The organism is Pseudomonas sp. CDFA 610 (genome assembly GCF_021147865.1).
GTDB classification, from domain to species: Bacteria; Pseudomonadota; Gammaproteobacteria; order Pseudomonadales; family Pseudomonadaceae; genus Aquipseudomonas; species Aquipseudomonas alliivorans.
This window is the reverse complement of sequence record NZ_JAGTPM010000001.1, coordinates 24313-40493: the sequence shown is the minus strand read 5'-3', so window position 1 is coordinate 40493 and position 16181 is coordinate 24313. Positions and strand designations below refer to the sequence as shown.

Here is a 16181-nt window from a genome sequence, read left to right as displayed (position 1 = left end):
CACTAACTGTGTTTATTGTTGGGAAAAGCTCATTTACTGACGTCACGGCAACGTGACCGCAGGCGTTTCGGAACAGGTGCGGACCTGAACCTGCAAAATAGGCGAGAATGCAGACCTCCAGGGCCCGCCAGCGCGCCTATGATATCCAGAAATCGTCAACTGCTTAAGGCCAGGGCGCAAATGAAACGATCCGCTTTCTTCATCTCCGACGGGACCGGCATCACGGCCGAGACCCTGGGGCAAAGCCTGTTAGCGCAATTTGAAAACATCACGTTCAACAAGTTCACCAGGCCCTATATCGACAGTGTCGAGAAGGCGCGGGCGATGGTACAACAAATCAACAAGGCCGCCGAGAAGGACGAGGTGCGGCCGATCATCTTCGACACCATCGTCAACCAGGACATTCGGGAAATCCTGGCGACGTCGAACGGCTTCATGATCGATATTTTCTCGACCTTTCTGGCGCCGCTGGAACTGGAGCTTAGTTCACACTCCTCGTATTCGGTGGGCAAATCGCACTCCATCGGTCACAACTCCAACTATATGGAGCGTATCGAAGCGGTCAATTTCGCACTGGATAACGATGACGGTGCGCGCACGCACTACTACGACAAGGCCGACATCATTCTGGTCGGCGTCTCACGTTGCGGAAAAACCCCGACCTGCCTGTACATGGCCATGCAGTTCGGCATCCGGGCGGCCAACTATCCGCTGACCGAGGACGACATGGAACGCCTGCAACTGCCCGCCGCGCTCAAGCAGCATCGCGATAAACTGTTCGGCCTGACCATCGACCCGGACCGTCTGACCGCCATTCGCCACGAGCGCAAACCCAATAGCCGCTACTCGAGCTTTGCACAGTGCGAATTCGAAGTGCGAGAGGTCGAGAATCTGTTTCGCCGGGAGAACATCCCGAACATCAATTCCACCCATTTCTCGGTGGAGGAAATCTCCGCCAAGGTGTTGGTGGAGAAAGGAGTTGAGCGGCGGTTCAAGTAAGGGCCATTCATCGGGGGATGATGAAAGACAGTCGGCCCCCACAGAGATTGCGTTTCTTGAGGAGGATTCATGCCAACGCAGCGCATTGGCACGATCAATACGCGTGTTTTCATGCTTCAGATTGCGGCACCCGCACCCAGCCTTCCATCAGGACTCTGGCGCTGCGACTCATGATGGCTTTGGTGACTTTCCATTCGCCTTCCTGCTGATGCGCCTCGGCGCCCACCCGCAGAGTGCCGGAGGGATGGCCGAAACGGACTGAACTGCGGGTTTCGCCACCCGCCGCCAGATTCACCAGCGTGCCCGGAATGGCAGCCGCCGTACCAATCGCCACAGCGGCAGTGCCCATCATGGCGTGGTGCAGCTTGCCCATGGACACGGCACGCACCAGCAGATCAATATCCTGCGTCGCGACCGGCTTGCCGCTGGACGACACGTAACCGGACGGGGGCGCCACGAAGGCAACCTTCGGCGTGTGCTGCCGACGTGCGGCTTCGTCCACATGCCCGATCAACCCCATACGCACGGCACCGTGGGCCCGGATGGTCTCCAGTTTCGCCAGTGCTTCAGGGCTGCCATTGATGTCGCCCTGCAGCTCGGTGCCGGTGTAACCGATATCGGCGGCGTTGATGAAAATGGTCGGTATGCCCGCATTGATCAGGGTTGCCTTCAGCGTACCGACGCCCGGCACGTCCAGATCATCGATCAGATGGCCAGTGGGAAACATTGAACCACCCGCACCCTCTTCGTCCGCTGCCGGATCGAGAAACTCCAGTTGTACCTCGGCCGCTGGAAAGGTCACGCCATCGAGTTCAAAGTCACCGGTTTCCTGCACCTGGCCCTTGCTGATCGGCACGTGAGCGATGATGGTCTTGCCGATGTTGGCCTGCCAGATCCGGATCGTGGCAATGCCGTCCTGCGGAACGCGGCTGGCCTCCACCAGACCGCTGAGAATCGCGAACGAACCGACCGCCGCCGAGAGATTGCCGCAGTTGCCACTCCAGTCCACGAACGGCTTGTCGATGGATACCTGACCAAAGAGGTAATCGACATCGTGACCGGCCTTGCTGGAGCGCGACAGGATCACCGTCTTGCTGGTGCTGGACGTCGCGCCGCCCATGCCATCGATCTGTTTCTCGTAAGGGTCCGGACTGCCGATCACGCGCAGCAAGAGTGCATCCCTGACCGGACCCGGGACCTGAGCAGCTTCGGGCAGGTCAAGCAGGTTGAAAAACACCCCCTTGCTCGTACCGCCACGCATATAGGTAGCGGGAATTCTGATTTGCGGTAAATGAGTCATGTCTGTTCCTGTACCAGTCATTGATCGTTGCCAGGCTCCGCGCTCATCGTCATATGCACGTCTCGCGGCAACCAGCGAACTGTGGGGCGGCTTGCATTCATTCAGACACTTTCGTTTTGATCGTGCCCATGCGCTGCGTGAGCACGATCAGTGCTGCTCTGCGTTCAAGACACCGTCGCCTCGAGGAAATCCTGGGCAAAGCGTTGCAGCACGCCGCCCGCCTCATAGATAGAGAGTTCTTCGGCGGTATCCAGACGACAGGTCACCGGCACCTCAAGGCGTTCGCCGGTTTTGCGATTGATGACCAGCGTCAGGGTCGCACCCGGTGTACGCTGGCCGATCACGTCGTAGGTCTCACTGCCGTCAATGCCCAGTGTCAGACGACTGGTGCCCGGCTTGAACTCCAGAGGCAACACGCCCATACCGACCAGATTGGTGCGATGGATGCGCTCGAAGCCTTCGGCCGCAATGGCCTCGACCCCCGCCAGACGCACACCTTTGGCCGCCCAGTCGCGGGACGAGCCCTGACCGTAATCGGCACCGGCAATAATGATCAACGGCTGTTTGCGCGCCATGTAGGTTTCGATGGCTTCCCACATGCGCGTCACCTGGCCTTCCGGCTCGATACGGGTCAGCGAACCCTTCTTGACTTTGCCCTCCACCACCGCCATCTCGTTGACCAGTTGCGGATTGGCGAACGTGGCGCGCTGGGCAGTCAGGTGATCGCCACGGTGGGTGGCATAGGAGTTGAAATCCTCTTCCGGCACACCCATTTTCGCCAGATATTCACCGGCTGCGCTGTTGAGCATGATGGCGTTCGACGGCGACAGGTGATCAGTCGTGATGTTATCCGGCAACACCGCCAGCGGACGCATCCCCTTGAGCGTGCGCTCCCCGGCCAGCGCCCCCTCCCAGTAAGGCGGACGGCGGATGTAGGTGCTCATGGCACGCCAGTCATACAGTGGCTCGACCTTGGGACCCGTGTGCTCTTCGATGGCGAACATCGGAATGTAGACCTGGCGGAACTGCTCCGGCTTGACCGATGCCTGCACCACCGCATCGATCTCTTCGTCCGCAGGCCAAAGGTCCATGAGGCGAATCTCCCTGCCATCGACGACGCCCAGCACATCCTTCTCGATATCGAACCGGATCGTACCTGCGATCGCGTAAGCGACTACCAGTGGCGGCGAGGCGAGAAATGCCTGCTTGGCATAAGGATGAATCCGTCCGTCGAAGTTGCGGTTACCGGACAGCACTGCCGTGGCGTACAGGTCGCGGTCGATGATTTCCTGCTGGATGGCCGGATCCAGCGCACCCGACATGCCGTTGCAAGTGGTGCAGGCAAACGCCACCACGCCGAAACCCAATTGCTCAAGCTCAGTGGTCAGCCCGGCAGCGTCCAGGTACAAGGCCACGGTTTTCGAGCCAGGTGCCAGCGAGGACTTCACCCAGGGCTTGCGAGTCAGACCCAGGCGATTGGCGTTACGCGCCAGCAGGCCCGCGGCGATCACGTTGCGCGGGTTGCTGGTGTTGGTGCAACTGGTGATCGCAGCGATGATCACCGCGCCATCGGGCATCTGCCCCGGCACGTCGTCCCATTGCCCGGCGATACCTCTGGCGGCCAGATCGGACGTGGCCACACGCGCATGCGGATTCGACGGGCCGGCCATATTACGCACCACGCCGGACAGGTCGAAGCTCAGTACTCGCTCGTACTCAACCTGTTCGAGGCTGTCGGACCATAATCCGGTGTGCCTGGCGTACAGCTCGACCAGCTTGACCTGCTCATCCTCGCGCCCGGTCAGGCGCAGGTAATCGATGGTCTGCGAATCGATGGAAAACATCGCAGCCGTAGCGCCGTACTCAGGCGCCATGTTGGAAATCGTCGCGCGGTCGCCCAGCGTCAGGCTGGCCGCGCCTTCGCCGTAGAACTCCAGGTACGCGCCCACCACTTTTTGCTGGCGCAGGTATTCGGTCAGGGCCAATACCACGTCGGTTGCGGTAATGCCGGGCTGTCGGCGACCGGTCAGTTCGACACCGATGATGTCCGGCAAACGCATCCAGGACGCGCGACCCAGCATCACGTTTTCCGCTTCAAGGCCGCCCACACCGATCGCGATCACGCCCAGCGCATCGACGTGCGGGGTGTGGCTGTCGGTGCCGACCAGGGTGTCGGGAAACGCCACACCGTCCAGTACCTGCACCACCGGCGACATTTTCTCCAGATTGATCTGGTGCATGATGCCGTTGCCGGGCGGAATCACTTCGACGTTCTTGAACGCCTGCCTGGTCCAGTCGATGAAGTGAAAACGGTCTTCGTTGCGGCGATCCTCGATGGCGCGGTTCTTCTCGAATGCCTGGGGATCGTTACCGCCGCATTCCACGGCCAGCGAGTGGTCGACGATCAACTGCACCGGCACCACCGGGTTGACCAGCGCAGGGTCGCCGCCGTGGGACGCGATGGCATCGCGCAAGCCTGCGAGGTCAACCAGTGCGGTCTGGCCGAGAATGTCGTGACACACCACTCGCGCCGGAAACCAGGGAAAATCCAGATCGCGGCGACGCTCGATCAATTGGCTCAGCGAGGCATTCAGGGTCGTCGGATCACAGCGGCGCACCAGGTTTTCGGCCAGCACACGCGAGGTATAAGGCAACGTGGCGTAAGCGCCGGGCCTGAGGGCTTCTATGGCTGCGCGTGCATCGAAATAATCAAGCGGGGTGCCGGGAAGCGGTTTGCGAAATTCACTGTTCATTGCGGGCTCGGTTCATTGCTGGGCTGAATCAGCAGGGTTTCGAATGACGGGCGGGAAGCTCATCAGCGGCTCCCCTGCCCATCCGGCTCAACGCTGCTCGATAGGCACGAAGCTGCGCTGCTCGACGCCTGTGTACTCGGCGCTTGGACGAATGATGCGGTTGTTGCTGCGTTGTTCGAACACATGGGCCGCCCACCCGGTGAGGCGCGAGCAGACGAAGATCGGCGTGAACAGCTTGGTCGGAATGCCCATGAAGTGATACGCCGAGGCGTGGTAGAAGTCGGCATTGGGAAACAGCTTCTTCTGCTCCCACATGACCTTGTCGATGGCCTCGGACACCGGGAACAGCACGGTATCTCCCACCTCATCGGCGAGCTGTTTCGACCAGCCCTTGATCACCTCGTTGCGGGGGTCGGATTCCTTGTAGATCGCATGGCCGAAGCCCATGATCTTTTCCTTGCGCTCCAGCATGCCCAGCGTGCCCTGTGTCGCCTCTTCGGCCGAGCCGAAGCGCTGGATCATTTCCATGGCCGCTTCGTTGGCGCCGCCGTGCAACGGACCGCGCAACGTGCCGATCGCTGCGGTAATGCAGGAATACAGATCGGAGAGGGTCGATGCGCAGACCCGTGCGGTGAAGGTCGACGCGTTGAATTCATGCTCGGCGTACAGGATCAGCGACACGTCCATGACCTTGCGGTGCAGTTCGCTGGGCGTCTTGTCCAGCAACAGATGCAGGAAGTGCCCGCCAATGGAGTCTTCGTCGGTGGTGCAGTCGATGCGCTTGCCTTCGTGGCTGAAGCGGTACCAGTAACACATGATCGCCGGAAAGGCGGCCAGCAGGCGGTCGGTTGAATCGCGCTGCTGCTCGAAGCTGCGCTCGGGCTCCAGGGTGCCGAGCATCGAGGCGCCGGTCCGCATCACATCCATCGGGTGAGTGTCGGCCGGTATGCGCTCAAGGACTTCTTTCAGGGCTTGCGGCAGCTCGCGCATTTCCTTGAGGCGTTGCATGTAGGCCGTCAGTTGCGTCCGGGTCGGCAGCTCCCCGTAGAGCAGCAGATAGGCGACTTCTTCGAAGCGTGCTTCGGCGGCCAGTTCGCGAACGTCATAGCCGCGATAGGTCAGGCCAGCGCCCGCCATGCCGACGGTGGACAGGGCAGTCTGTCCGGCGACCTGACCCCGCAGACCTGCGCCGCTCAATACTTTTGCTTCAGCCATTGCATTCTCCAGTTCTTGAAATTATCGGGAATGATCACGTAAATACCCCGCTCGTGCGCCTCGACACTGATGTGCCCATTGCTCCGCGTGGGCAAGGCAATGATCAGCGGGCTTTGTTCAGCCCCTCTTCTGCGCAAACAACGCATCGAGCTTCTGCTCGAAGGTGTGGTAATCGATGGCGTCGTACAGTTCCATTCGGGTCTGCATGGTGTCGATGACGTTTTGCTGGGTGCCATCGCGGCGAATCGCGCCGTAGACATTTTCCGCCGCCTTGTTCATGGCGCGGAATGCCGACAAGGGATAGAGCACCAGCGATACATCAGCGTCGCGCAACTCGTCCACGGTAAACAGCGGCGTGGCGCCGAATTCGGTGATGTTGGCCAGGATTGGCACACCGGCGCGGTTGGCGAACTGCTTGTACATCGCAAGCTCGGTGATGGCTTCCGGGAAAATCATGTCCGCACCGGCTTCGATGCAGGCCGCCGCCCGTTCGAGTGCGGACTCAAGGCCTTCGACAGCAAGCGCATCGGTGCGCGCCATGATCACGAAGCTGTCGTCGGTACGCGCATCGACAGCGGCTTTGATGCGGTCGACCATCTCTTCCCGGGACACGATTTCCTTGTTAGGACGATGCCCGCAGCGCTTGGCGCCGACCTGATCTTCGATATGAATCGCGGCCGCACCGGCCTTGATCATCGAACGCACGGTGCGCGCCACATTGAATGCCGACGAACCAAAACCGGTATCGACATCGACCAGCAGCGGCAGATCACACACATCGGTGATGCGCCGCACATCAATCAGAACATCTTCAAGCCCGGTAATGCCCAGGTCCGGAATACCCAGCGAGCCTGCGGCAACACCGCCACCGGACAGATAGATCGCCTTGAACCCGGCACGTTTGGCCAGCAGCGCATGATTGGCATTGATTGCACCCACCACTTGCAATGGCTGTTCACTGGCGACGGCGTCACGAAAACGCTGCCCGGGAGTTGTGGTGTCGCGACTCATGATTCACCTCGTTCGGTAGCCGCCTGATAATGGCGCTCGATATTGCGTCTGGACGCACCGATATGGCGGCGCATCAGTAATTCGGCCAGCTCGCCATCGCGTTCGGCAATCGCATCGAGGATGCGGTGATGCTCGGCAAAGGCCTGCCGGGGTCGGTTCGGCGTGGTGGAAAACTGGATGCGGTACATGCGGACAAGCTGATAAAGCTCGCCACAGAGCATCTGGCTGAGGGTGCGGTTGCCGCTGCCCTGAATGATCCGGTAATGAAAGTCGAAATCGCCTTCCTGCTGGTAGTAACCGACACCGGCCTGAAACGCGGCGTCGCGCTCGTGGGTATCCAGTACCCGGCGCAACTCGTCGATCTCTTGGCCCGTCATGCGTTCGGCCGCCAGCCGACAGGCCATGCCTTCAAGGGACTCACGAATTTCGTACAGTTCAATCAACTCGGCATGACTCAGGGAAACGACACGGGCGCCGACATGCGGCACGCGAACCACCAGACGCTGACCTTCAAGACGATGGATCGCTTCGCGCAACGGCCCACGGCTGATGCCATAGGTCCGGGCGAGTTCCGGCTCGGAAATCTTGCTGCCGGGAGCGATCTCGCCTTTGACAATGGCCGCCTGAATACGCCGGAAGACGTTCTCGGAAAGGGTTTCCGAATCGTCCGACACACCTGTGACATTTTCAAGCGCACCCAACATTGTCAACACCTTGAATTTCTATTGACCTGAATCTAGCCCCGAGCAGCGTTTCAGTCAAAGAAAAACCGGTGATTGTCGACAATCGTCTAATACGCGGCGTTTTTTCAATCGCTGCAAGGGCTGCCGGACACCGCCGCGAAACTGGCAGCAGCAAGGCTTCATGCTAGACTGCGCGCCACATTTACTCAGTGCTGCCCGGTCCCGGATATCAGCCTGCAACCCCGATTCTTTCGTCATCAGGCCCATAACGTTGCGCCCTGACCCTGAAGTATTGCGCTTGGTGCGCCAGGATTTATGAGACTCGATACCTTCACCACATTGCTCTGCCTTTTGCTTATGCCTGCTTTCAGCCTGGCAGCCAACAAGACTGTCTATGGGCTGAACGAATACGCACGGCTTGCCGAGATTGACCTGGAAGTCGCCGCAAAGCTGGATACTGGCGCCAAGACGGCCTCGTTGAGCGCACGCGATATCAAACACTTCAAACGCAACGGCGAAAGCTGGGTACGCTTCTATCTGGCCATTGACGACCGCCATGCGCACCCCATCGAACGGCCACTGGCGCGGGTCAGCAAGATCAAGCGCCGCGCGGATGACCGCGACCCGGATGACGAAAAAAAGTACACCGCACGCCCGGTCATCAGCCTGTCGGTTTGCATGGGCGAAGTTTTACGCACCATAGAAGTGAACTTGACCGACCGAAGTGCTTTCCAATACCCGCTTTTGATCGGCTCCGAAGCCCTGAAACACTTCGATGCGCTGGTCGATCCAAGTCTTAAATATGCGGCAGGGAAGCCTGGCTGCGCTTCCGTCGCTCAAAACGCAGAGTAAACACATGCGCTCTCTCACGCTCCATCTGAAAATCCTGATCACGGCCCTGGTCACACTGGGCATTGCGATCACGGCTTATCAGATACTGGCGCTCGGCATTCCGGTGACCGAAGACGAAACCGACGACCTGTGGAACATCGATGCCAAGGTCGAGTTCGTCGCCAACCCAAAGGACTCGGTCAAGATCCAGATGTTCGTGCCGCCTCTGGCGCACGACTACATCAGCCTCAATGAAAGTTTTATCTCCAACAACTACGGCGTCAGCGTCAACCGTGGCGACGGCAATCGCCGGGTCACCTGGTCGACCCGTCGTGCCACCGGCAACCAGACCCTGTATTACCGTCTGGTGCTGACCAAGCGCTACAGCGGCGAGAAACCCAAGCTCAAAGGCCCGATTTTCCGCGACAGCCTGCCAGTGGAAGGCCCTGAGAAGATCGCGGCCGAAGCCCTGCTTGCCCCGATTCGCCAGCACTCGGCGGATGTCGAGACCTTCATTACTGAAGCCATCAAGCGCGTCAACAACCTGAACGACGACAACGTCAAGCTGCTGCTGGCCGGCGATACATCGACCGGCAAGAAAGCCCAGGTCACCGAACTGCTGCTGTCCATTGCTCACGTACCGATGGAAAAGGCCCACACCATTCGGCTTGAAGCCGGTCAGCCGCAAACGCCGGAGCTGTGGCTGCGCAGTTTCAATGGCAAGGAGTGGCTGTATTTCAACCCGGACACCGGCGAAGCCGGTTTGCCGGATGATCGCCTGCTGTGGTGGACCGGTGACGAGAATCTGGTCACTGTCGAAGGCGGCAAGAAGGTGCAGGTCACCTTCAGCCTGAACAACAGCGAAATGAACGCCATGCGCCTGGCCAAACTGACCGACGCCAGCACTGACTCCGACTTCCTCGCCTATTCGCTTTATGGCCTGCCGCTGCAGACCCAGCAGACGTTCATGATCATGGTCATGATTCCGATTGGCGTGCTGGTCATCCTGATCCTGCGCAATCTGATCGGCCTGCAAACGCTGGGCACCTTCACGCCGGTGCTGATCGCCCTGGCCTTCCGCGAAACCCAGCTGGGCTTCGGCATCGCGCTGTTTACGGTGATCACCGCGCTGGGGCTGTCATTGCGCTCCTACCTTGAGCATTTGAAATTGCAGATGCTGCCGCGCCTGTCGGTGGTGCTGACCTTCGTGGTGGTGCTGATCGCCGCCATCAGCCTGTTCAGCCATAAACTGGGGCTGGAACGCGGCCTGTCGGTAGCATTGTTCCCGATGGTGATTCTGACCATGACCATCGAGCGACTGTCGATCACCTGGGAAGAGCGCGGCGCCAGCCATGCCATGAAAGTCGCCATTGGCACGTTGTTCGCGGCCTCGCTGGCGCACCTGATTATGAGCGTGCCGGAACTGACCTACTTTGTGTTTACCTTCCCAGCGGTGTTGCTGGTGCTGGTCGGCTTTATGCTGGCAATGGGCAGATACCGTGGCTATCGCCTGACCGAACTGATGCGTTTCAAGGCCTTCCTGAAAGAGGAGCAGGCCAAGTGATCGGCTGGTGGAAAACCTGGAAGGCGCTGGAAGCGCGCGGGATCATGGGCATCAATCGGCGAAACGCCGATTACGTGCTCAAGTACAACAAGCGCAGCCTCTATCCGATCGTCGATGACAAGATCATCACCAAGGAACGCGCCATCGCGGCTGGCATCCATGTGCCGGAAATGTATGGGGTTATTTCCACTGAAAAGGAAATCGAACAGCTCGACGAGATCATCGGCGGGCGCAGCGATTTCGTGATCAAACCGGCACAGGGCGCAGGCGGCGACGGCATTCTGGTAATCGCCGACCGCTTTGAAGACCGTTATCGCACCGTATCCGGGCGCATCATCAGCAAGTCGGAAATCGAGCATCAGGTGTCCAGCATCCTGACCGGTCTGTATTCGCTGGGCGGACACCGCGACCGAGCACTGATCGAGTACCGCGTCACGCCGGACCCGATCTTCAAGAGCATCAGCTATGAAGGCGTACCCGACATTCGCATCATCGTACTGATGGGCTATCCGGTGATGGCCATGTTGCGCCTGCCCACCCGCCAGTCAGGCGGCAAGGCCAACCTGCACCAGGGTGCCATCGGCGTCGGCGTGGATCTGGCAACCGGCATCACCCTGCAAGGCACCTGGCTGAACAGCATCATCAGCAAGCACCCGGACACCACCAACTCGGTGGATGGCGTGCAACTGCCCAATTGGGACGGCTTCATGAAGCTGTCTGCCGAATGCCATGAGCTGTGCGGACTGGGCTACATCGGTGTCGACATGGTGCTTGATCAGGACAAAGGCCCGCTTATTCTGGAGCTCAACGCCCGTCCCGGCCTGAATATCCAGATTGCCAACGACAGCGGCCTGACACACCGTACTCAGGCCGTGGAGGCGCGCATCGAGCAACTTGCACTGGAAGGCCGACAGGAAACGCCTCAGGAACGAGTCGAGTTCGTACAGGCACTGTTCGGCCATGTGCCCAGCGCCTGAGAACGATCAGCTTCTGCTCAATCCCGACATACCCCTAGGAGGCGACAAGCCACAGGACTACAATCCCCGGCCGCGCCTCCCTACTGACGTTTCGATATGCCCACCTGCCTGATTCATCCCCTGCCCTACAGTGCCGACCCGGCCGTGTACTTCTCACGCGTTCGCCAGGCACCGGGCGCGATACTGCTCGACAGCGGAAGACCGGTGGCCGACCGTGGACGCTTTGACCTGCTCAGCGCCTGGCCATGGCAGGACTTGACGGTCCAGGCAGAGGAAACCGGCGGCGCTTACATCGACCGCTTGCGCAAAGGCCTGGCCTGGCTGGGTGATGCCCGACTGCCGGAAGGCGTCAATCTGCCTTTCGCGGGCGGCCTGATCGGGTACCTGAGTTACGATTTCGGACGCCGTCTCGAGCCGCTGCCAGACGCGTCCCTTGACGATCTGCGACTGCCCGATGCACGCCTCGGGCTATATGCCTGGGCCTTGATCAGTGACCATGAGGCACAGACCAGCCAGTTGATGTTTCATCCGGCCATGACCGAGGTCGAGCGCGAACGCCTGATCGCGCTCTTCGAAGGCAAATCGGCACCCGATGTCACAACGTTCTCGCTGCAACAGCCTTTTGCCGCCAGCATCAGCTCCAGCGATTACCAGCAAGCGTTCAAGCGGATTCAGGACTATATCCAGGCAGGCGACTGTTATCAGGTCAACCTCACCCAGCGATTTCAGGCGCCGTGTACAGGCGATGCGTGGCAGGCCTACCGGGCACTCCGCTCAGCCTGCCCCACGCCATTTGCAGGTTTCATGACGTTGCCGGATGACAACGCGATCCTGAGCCTGTCACCCGAACGTTTCGTGAAAATCAGCGACAGGCAGGTCGAAACCCGCCCGATCAAAGGCACCCGTCCACGTGGCAGCGATCCGGCACAAGACGCCGGGTTCGCCGAGCAACTGCTGCGCAGCGAAAAGGATCGCGCCGAGAACCTGATGATCGTCGACCTGCTGCGCAACGACCTGGGGCGCAGTTGCCGAATCGGCTCGGTGAAAGTCCCGGAACTGTTCAGTCTCGAAAGCTACCCCAACGTGCACCATCTGGTGAGCAGCGTGACCGGCGAACTGGCACCAGACCATGACGCACTGGATCTGATTGCAGGCAGCTTCCCCGGCGGCTCGATCACCGGCGCACCGAAGATCCGCGCCATGCAGATCATCGACGAGCTGGAGCCCACACAGCGAAGCATCTACTGCGGTTCACTGATGTACCTGGACGTACGTGGACAGATGGACAGCTCGATCGCCATCCGCAGCCTGCTGGTCAAGGACGGGAAGGTATCCTGCTGGGGCGGCGGCGGTATCGTTGCGGACTCCGACTGCGAAGCGGAATACCAGGAGACCTTCACCAAGGTGCGGGTGCTGCTTGAGACGCTGAACGCGCTGATCTGATCCTGCCCATCGGGCTGCGGGAGACCGCTGGCTGGCGATACGTTTCCTCAGGCCACATATCAGTCACTGAACGGCCGCCATCGCTGGCAAGCCGCCTCCCCCGAGGCAGGCAATCAGTCAGAAACTTTCAGAGCGCCAACTCCCGATTCGATGCCTTGATAAATTCCTTTTTCAACGCTTCGAACGTGTGCACCGCCGGGAACTGCGGGAACTCGCGGATCACGTTTTCAGGGGCGTGGAACAGAATGCCGGCGTCAGCCTCGCCCAGCATCGTGGTGTCGTTATAGGAATCACCTGCTGCGATGATGCGGTAATACAGACTCTTGAAGGCCAGCACCGACTGGCGCTTGGGGTCTTTCTGGCGCAACTGGTAGCTGATGACGCGGTCAGTCTCGTCAGTGATCAGGCGATGGCACAGCAAGGTCGGAAAACCCAGTTGGCGCATCAGCGGCTGGGAGAACTCGTAAAAGGTGTCCGACAGGATCACCACCTGAAACCGCTCGCGCAGCCAATTGACGAACTCCACCGCGCCGTCCAGCGGCTTCAGGGTGCCGATCACCTCCTGGATGTCTGAAAGCTTCAGGCCATGCTCGTCAAGAATGCGCAGGCGCTGCTTCATCAGCACGTCGTAGTCGGGAATGTCCCGGGTGGTGGCGCGCAGCGATTCAATACCTGTTTTTTCGGCAAAGGCGATCCAGATTTCGGGGATCAGCACACCTTCCAGGTCGAGACAGGCAATTTCCACAGAACGCTCCTCAAGAGACACTTCAAGACAAAGGGGAAGCGGCACTCTAGCCGCTCGCCAAGCGGCCACGCAACGATGGATTTTGTTACCATTGCCGCCATCACGAGCGCTTAAGCGCCACCCTTTACCCAGGAAGCCGCCTGATGAGCCAACCCTTCGACGTCGCCGAGCTAGCGACGACTTATGCGAACAAATCTGCGCAGGACATTCTGAAACTGGCCTTCGAACATTTTGGTGACGAGCTGTGGATCTCCTTCAGCGGCGCCGAAGACGTCGTGCTGGTGGACATGGCCTGGAAGCTGAACAAGAACGTCAAGGTGTTCAGCCTGGACACCGGTCGCCTGCACCCGGAAACCTATCGCTTCATCGAGCAGGTGCGCGAGCACTACAAGATCGATATCGAGATCATCTCGCCGGATCAGAGCAAGCTTGAGCCTTTCGTCAAGGAAAAGGGGCTGTTCAGCTTCTATCGCGACGGCCATGGCGAGTGCTGCGGCATCCGCAAAATCGAACCGCTGCGCCGCAAGCTCGCGGGCGTCAAGGCCTGGGCCACCGGCCAGCGTCGCGACCAGAGCCCCGGCACTCGCAGCGCAGTGGCAGTCATGGAAATCGATACCGCTTTCTCGACACCCGAGCGCACGCTGTGCAAGTTCAACCCGCTGGCGCAGATGAGCAGTGAGGAAATCTGGGGGTATATCCGGATGCTGGAACTGCCTTACAACAGCCTGCACGAGCGCGGCTTCATCAGCATTGGCTGCGAGCCCTGCACGCGTCCCGTGTTACCAAACCAGCATGAGCGTGAAGGCCGCTGGTGGTGGGAAGAAGCCACTCAGAAAGAGTGCGGTCTGCACTCGGGGAACCTGATCGCCAAGGTCTGACCGACCGGGGGCCAGTCATTGCGGGCATCGACGTCTGCCCGCAATGGCGCCGTGTCGGCTGCGCCCGATCAATGCACAGGCAGTTCGACATTGGCGAACAGCTCTTCCATCTCCTGTTTGTTATGGCAGGTAATCGCCTTGGCCATGACTTCGCGAGTCAGGTGCGGGGCGAATTTCTCGATGAAGTCGCACATGAAGCCACGCAGAAACGTGCCGCGACGGAAAGCAATCTTGGTAACGCTGGACTCGAACAGGTCGCTGGCATCCAGAATCACCAGATCGCTGTCCAGCTCTTCGTCCACTGCCATTCTGGCGACGATACCCACCCCCAGATTCAGCCGCACATAGGTCTTGATCACGTCGGCGTCTGCCGCGGTGAACACCACCTTGGGCACCAGGCCGCGATGGCTGAAGGCTTCGTCCAGCTTGGAACGACCAGTGAAACCGAATACATACGTCACAATCGGGTATTCGGCCAGCAGCTCCAGCGTCAACTTCGGCACCTTGGTCAGAGGATGACCCTGAGGTACCACGACGCATCGGTTCCAGCGATAGCACGGCATCATCACCAGGTCACTGAACTGCTCCAGCGCCTCGGTGGCGATTGCGAAGTCAACGGTCCCGTCAGCCGCCATTTCGGCGATCTGGGTGGGAGACCCCTGATGCATATGCAGTGCAACGTCCGGGTACTGCCGGATGAAATTGCTGATGACAGGCGGTAATGCATAACGCGCCTGAGTGTGAGTGGTCGCGATCGACAGCGTGCCCTTTTTCTCGTTGGAGAATTCCTGAGCGATCTGTTTGATACTTTCGACCTTGCGCAAAATCTCACCTGCCGTGGTGATGATGCGCTCGCCTGCCGGAGTGACACGCGTCAAGTGCTTGCCGCTGCGTGCAAACACCTCGACCCCCAGTTCGTCCTCAAGCAGGCGAATCTGCTTGCTGATGCCGGGCTGTGAAGTGTAAAGGCTCTGTGCCGTCGCGGAAACGTTGAGGTCGTGGTGCGCCACTTCCCAAATGTAGCGCAGTTGTTGGAGCTTCATATGTATCCCTCAAAGCAGATAAACCCTAGGGGCATCAGCGACGGTATATAACTGGATTAATGGTCAGGAGAATAATTCTAGAACTTTTTATCACCTTTATGGGGCGATGGCACGCTCGATTTCACTTGAACCGTCAATTAGACCTTCTGGAGCCGTCGCTCCACCCTCGCCCTCTGTTCTGCATCATGGGCACCATGTAAACCGGTACTTCGGAAAGCTGTAAAACCCTGGCGGCCGTACGACCTATCGACGCGCCCTCTTTCGCCCTGTGGCTGTGACTGCCCACCACAAGCAAATCCACATCCAGTTTCCGGGCCTGTTCAAGAATCACGCTGGAGGGTTCTCCCTGAACGACCCGCACTGTGCGGATGAAAGACAGGTCTTTGTGACCTTCACCCAGCTCCTCACGGAACCCGTCGAGCATCCTTTGCTGTATTCCCTCCATGAACGCACTCACGCCCCTGCCGTGAAGCTCCCTCAACGCATCCTCACCCAGATAGCTCTGCAGCACCGATTCGGCGAACAGCCCCATGGGTTCAACGACATGGATAACGTAAAGTTCGGCATCGAACGTCCGGGCCAGTGCCAGCGCATGCTGTGTCACATAGGGCGCATACAGACCGAGGTCTGTGGCATACAGCATCGAACGAACCATACAACCTCCCGGACAGCCACATTGGCGGAGATTGATTCAGCTTAGCAGTGCGTCAAAGACCGCGACGGCGGACAATTGGCGTCT

At 59.6% G+C, this 16181-nt stretch carries 14 protein-coding genes; 6 read left to right on the top strand and 8 right to left on the bottom strand.

Annotated elements, in window-relative coordinates; genetic code table 11:
• The first annotated feature begins 180 nt into the window (after window positions 1-180).
• The gene (gene ppsR / locus KDX39_RS00190) at window positions 181-999 is read left to right on the top strand and encodes a posphoenolpyruvate synthetase regulatory kinase/phosphorylase PpsR (protein WP_231658780.1); all 819 of its coding nucleotides are present in this window, start codon (window positions 181-183) and stop codon (window positions 997-999) included.
• Between the two features lie 109 nt (window positions 1000-1108).
• Here the strand turns inward: ppsR and prpF are convergent, their stop codons facing one another.
• The 5 genes from prpF to KDX39_RS00165 all read right to left on the bottom strand — a co-directional run bounded on the left by prpF (window position 1109) and on the right by KDX39_RS00165 (window position 7982).
• On the bottom strand, window positions 1109-2299 hold the full coding sequence (gene prpF / locus KDX39_RS00185) for a 2-methylaconitate cis-trans isomerase PrpF (RefSeq protein ID WP_231658779.1): 1191 nt from the start codon (window positions 2297-2299) through the stop codon (window positions 1109-1111).
• A gap of 164 nt (window positions 2300-2463) precedes the next feature.
• Window positions 2464-5052, bottom strand: a complete 2589-nt coding sequence (gene acnD, locus KDX39_RS00180; protein WP_231658778.1) for a Fe/S-dependent 2-methylisocitrate dehydratase AcnD — start codon at window positions 5050-5052, stop codon at window positions 2464-2466.
• A gap of 87 nt (window positions 5053-5139) precedes the next feature.
• On the bottom strand, window positions 5140-6267 hold the full coding sequence (gene prpC / locus KDX39_RS00175) for a bifunctional 2-methylcitrate synthase/citrate synthase (RefSeq protein WP_231658777.1): 1128 nt from the start codon (window positions 6265-6267) through the stop codon (window positions 5140-5142).
• Between the two features lie 117 nt (window positions 6268-6384).
• Window positions 6385-7278, bottom strand: a complete 894-nt coding sequence (gene prpB / locus KDX39_RS00170) for a methylisocitrate lyase (protein ID WP_231658776.1) — start codon at window positions 7276-7278, stop codon at window positions 6385-6387.
• Complete coding sequence (locus KDX39_RS00165; RefSeq protein ID WP_231658775.1) at window positions 7275-7982, bottom strand: GntR family transcriptional regulator; 708 nt, start codon at window positions 7980-7982, stop codon at window positions 7275-7277. The genes prpB and KDX39_RS00165 overlap by 4 nt, the downstream gene beginning before the upstream one ends.
• Window positions 7983-8276: 294 nt before the next feature.
• On the opposite strand from KDX39_RS00165, the gene rloA reads away from it, so the two are divergent.
• From rloA to pabB, 4 genes are all read left to right on the top strand, one after another.
• The gene (rloA, locus tag KDX39_RS00160; RefSeq protein WP_210042439.1) at window positions 8277-8813 is read left to right on the top strand and encodes a retropepsin-like aspartic peptidase RloA; all 537 of its coding nucleotides are present in this window, start codon (window positions 8277-8279) and stop codon (window positions 8811-8813) included.
• A gap of 4 nt (window positions 8814-8817) precedes the next feature.
• On the top strand, window positions 8818-10356 hold the full coding sequence (gene rloB, locus KDX39_RS00155; protein WP_099227351.1) for an osmotic stress tolerance membrane protein RloB: 1539 nt from the start codon (window positions 8818-8820) through the stop codon (window positions 10354-10356).
• Window positions 10356-11333 (top strand): alpha-L-glutamate ligase-like protein, encoded by a 978-nt coding sequence (locus KDX39_RS00150; protein ID WP_180274284.1) that lies wholly within the window; start codon window positions 10356-10358, stop codon window positions 11331-11333. Before rloB ends, KDX39_RS00150 begins: the two co-directional genes overlap by 1 nt.
• A 96-nt stretch (window positions 11334-11429) precedes the next feature.
• Entirely contained in the window at window positions 11430-12776 is a 1347-nt protein-coding gene (pabB, locus tag KDX39_RS00145) for an aminodeoxychorismate synthase component I (RefSeq protein ID WP_231658774.1), read from the top strand.
• 127 nt (window positions 12777-12903) lie between these two features.
• Here the strand turns inward: pabB and thrH are convergent, their stop codons facing one another.
• Window positions 12904-13521, bottom strand: a complete 618-nt coding sequence (gene thrH, locus KDX39_RS00140; RefSeq protein ID WP_184323130.1) for a bifunctional phosphoserine phosphatase/homoserine phosphotransferase ThrH — start codon at window positions 13519-13521, stop codon at window positions 12904-12906.
• Window positions 13522-13664: 143 nt separating this feature from the next.
• On the opposite strand from thrH, the gene KDX39_RS00135 reads away from it, so the two are divergent.
• Complete coding sequence (locus KDX39_RS00135; protein ID WP_231658773.1) at window positions 13665-14399, top strand: phosphoadenylyl-sulfate reductase; 735 nt, start codon at window positions 13665-13667, stop codon at window positions 14397-14399.
• Between the two features lie 68 nt (window positions 14400-14467).
• On the opposite strand, the gene cysB is transcribed toward KDX39_RS00135, so the two are convergent.
• Both cysB and KDX39_RS00125 read right to left on the bottom strand, forming a co-directional pair.
• Window positions 14468-15442 (bottom strand): HTH-type transcriptional regulator CysB, encoded by a 975-nt coding sequence (cysB, locus tag KDX39_RS00130; protein WP_004887691.1) that lies wholly within the window; start codon window positions 15440-15442, stop codon window positions 14468-14470.
• Between the two features lie 133 nt (window positions 15443-15575).
• Window positions 15576-16097 (bottom strand): universal stress protein, encoded by a 522-nt coding sequence (locus KDX39_RS00125; RefSeq protein ID WP_231658772.1) that lies wholly within the window; start codon window positions 16095-16097, stop codon window positions 15576-15578.
• Between the last annotated feature and the right edge of the window lie 84 nt (window positions 16098-16181).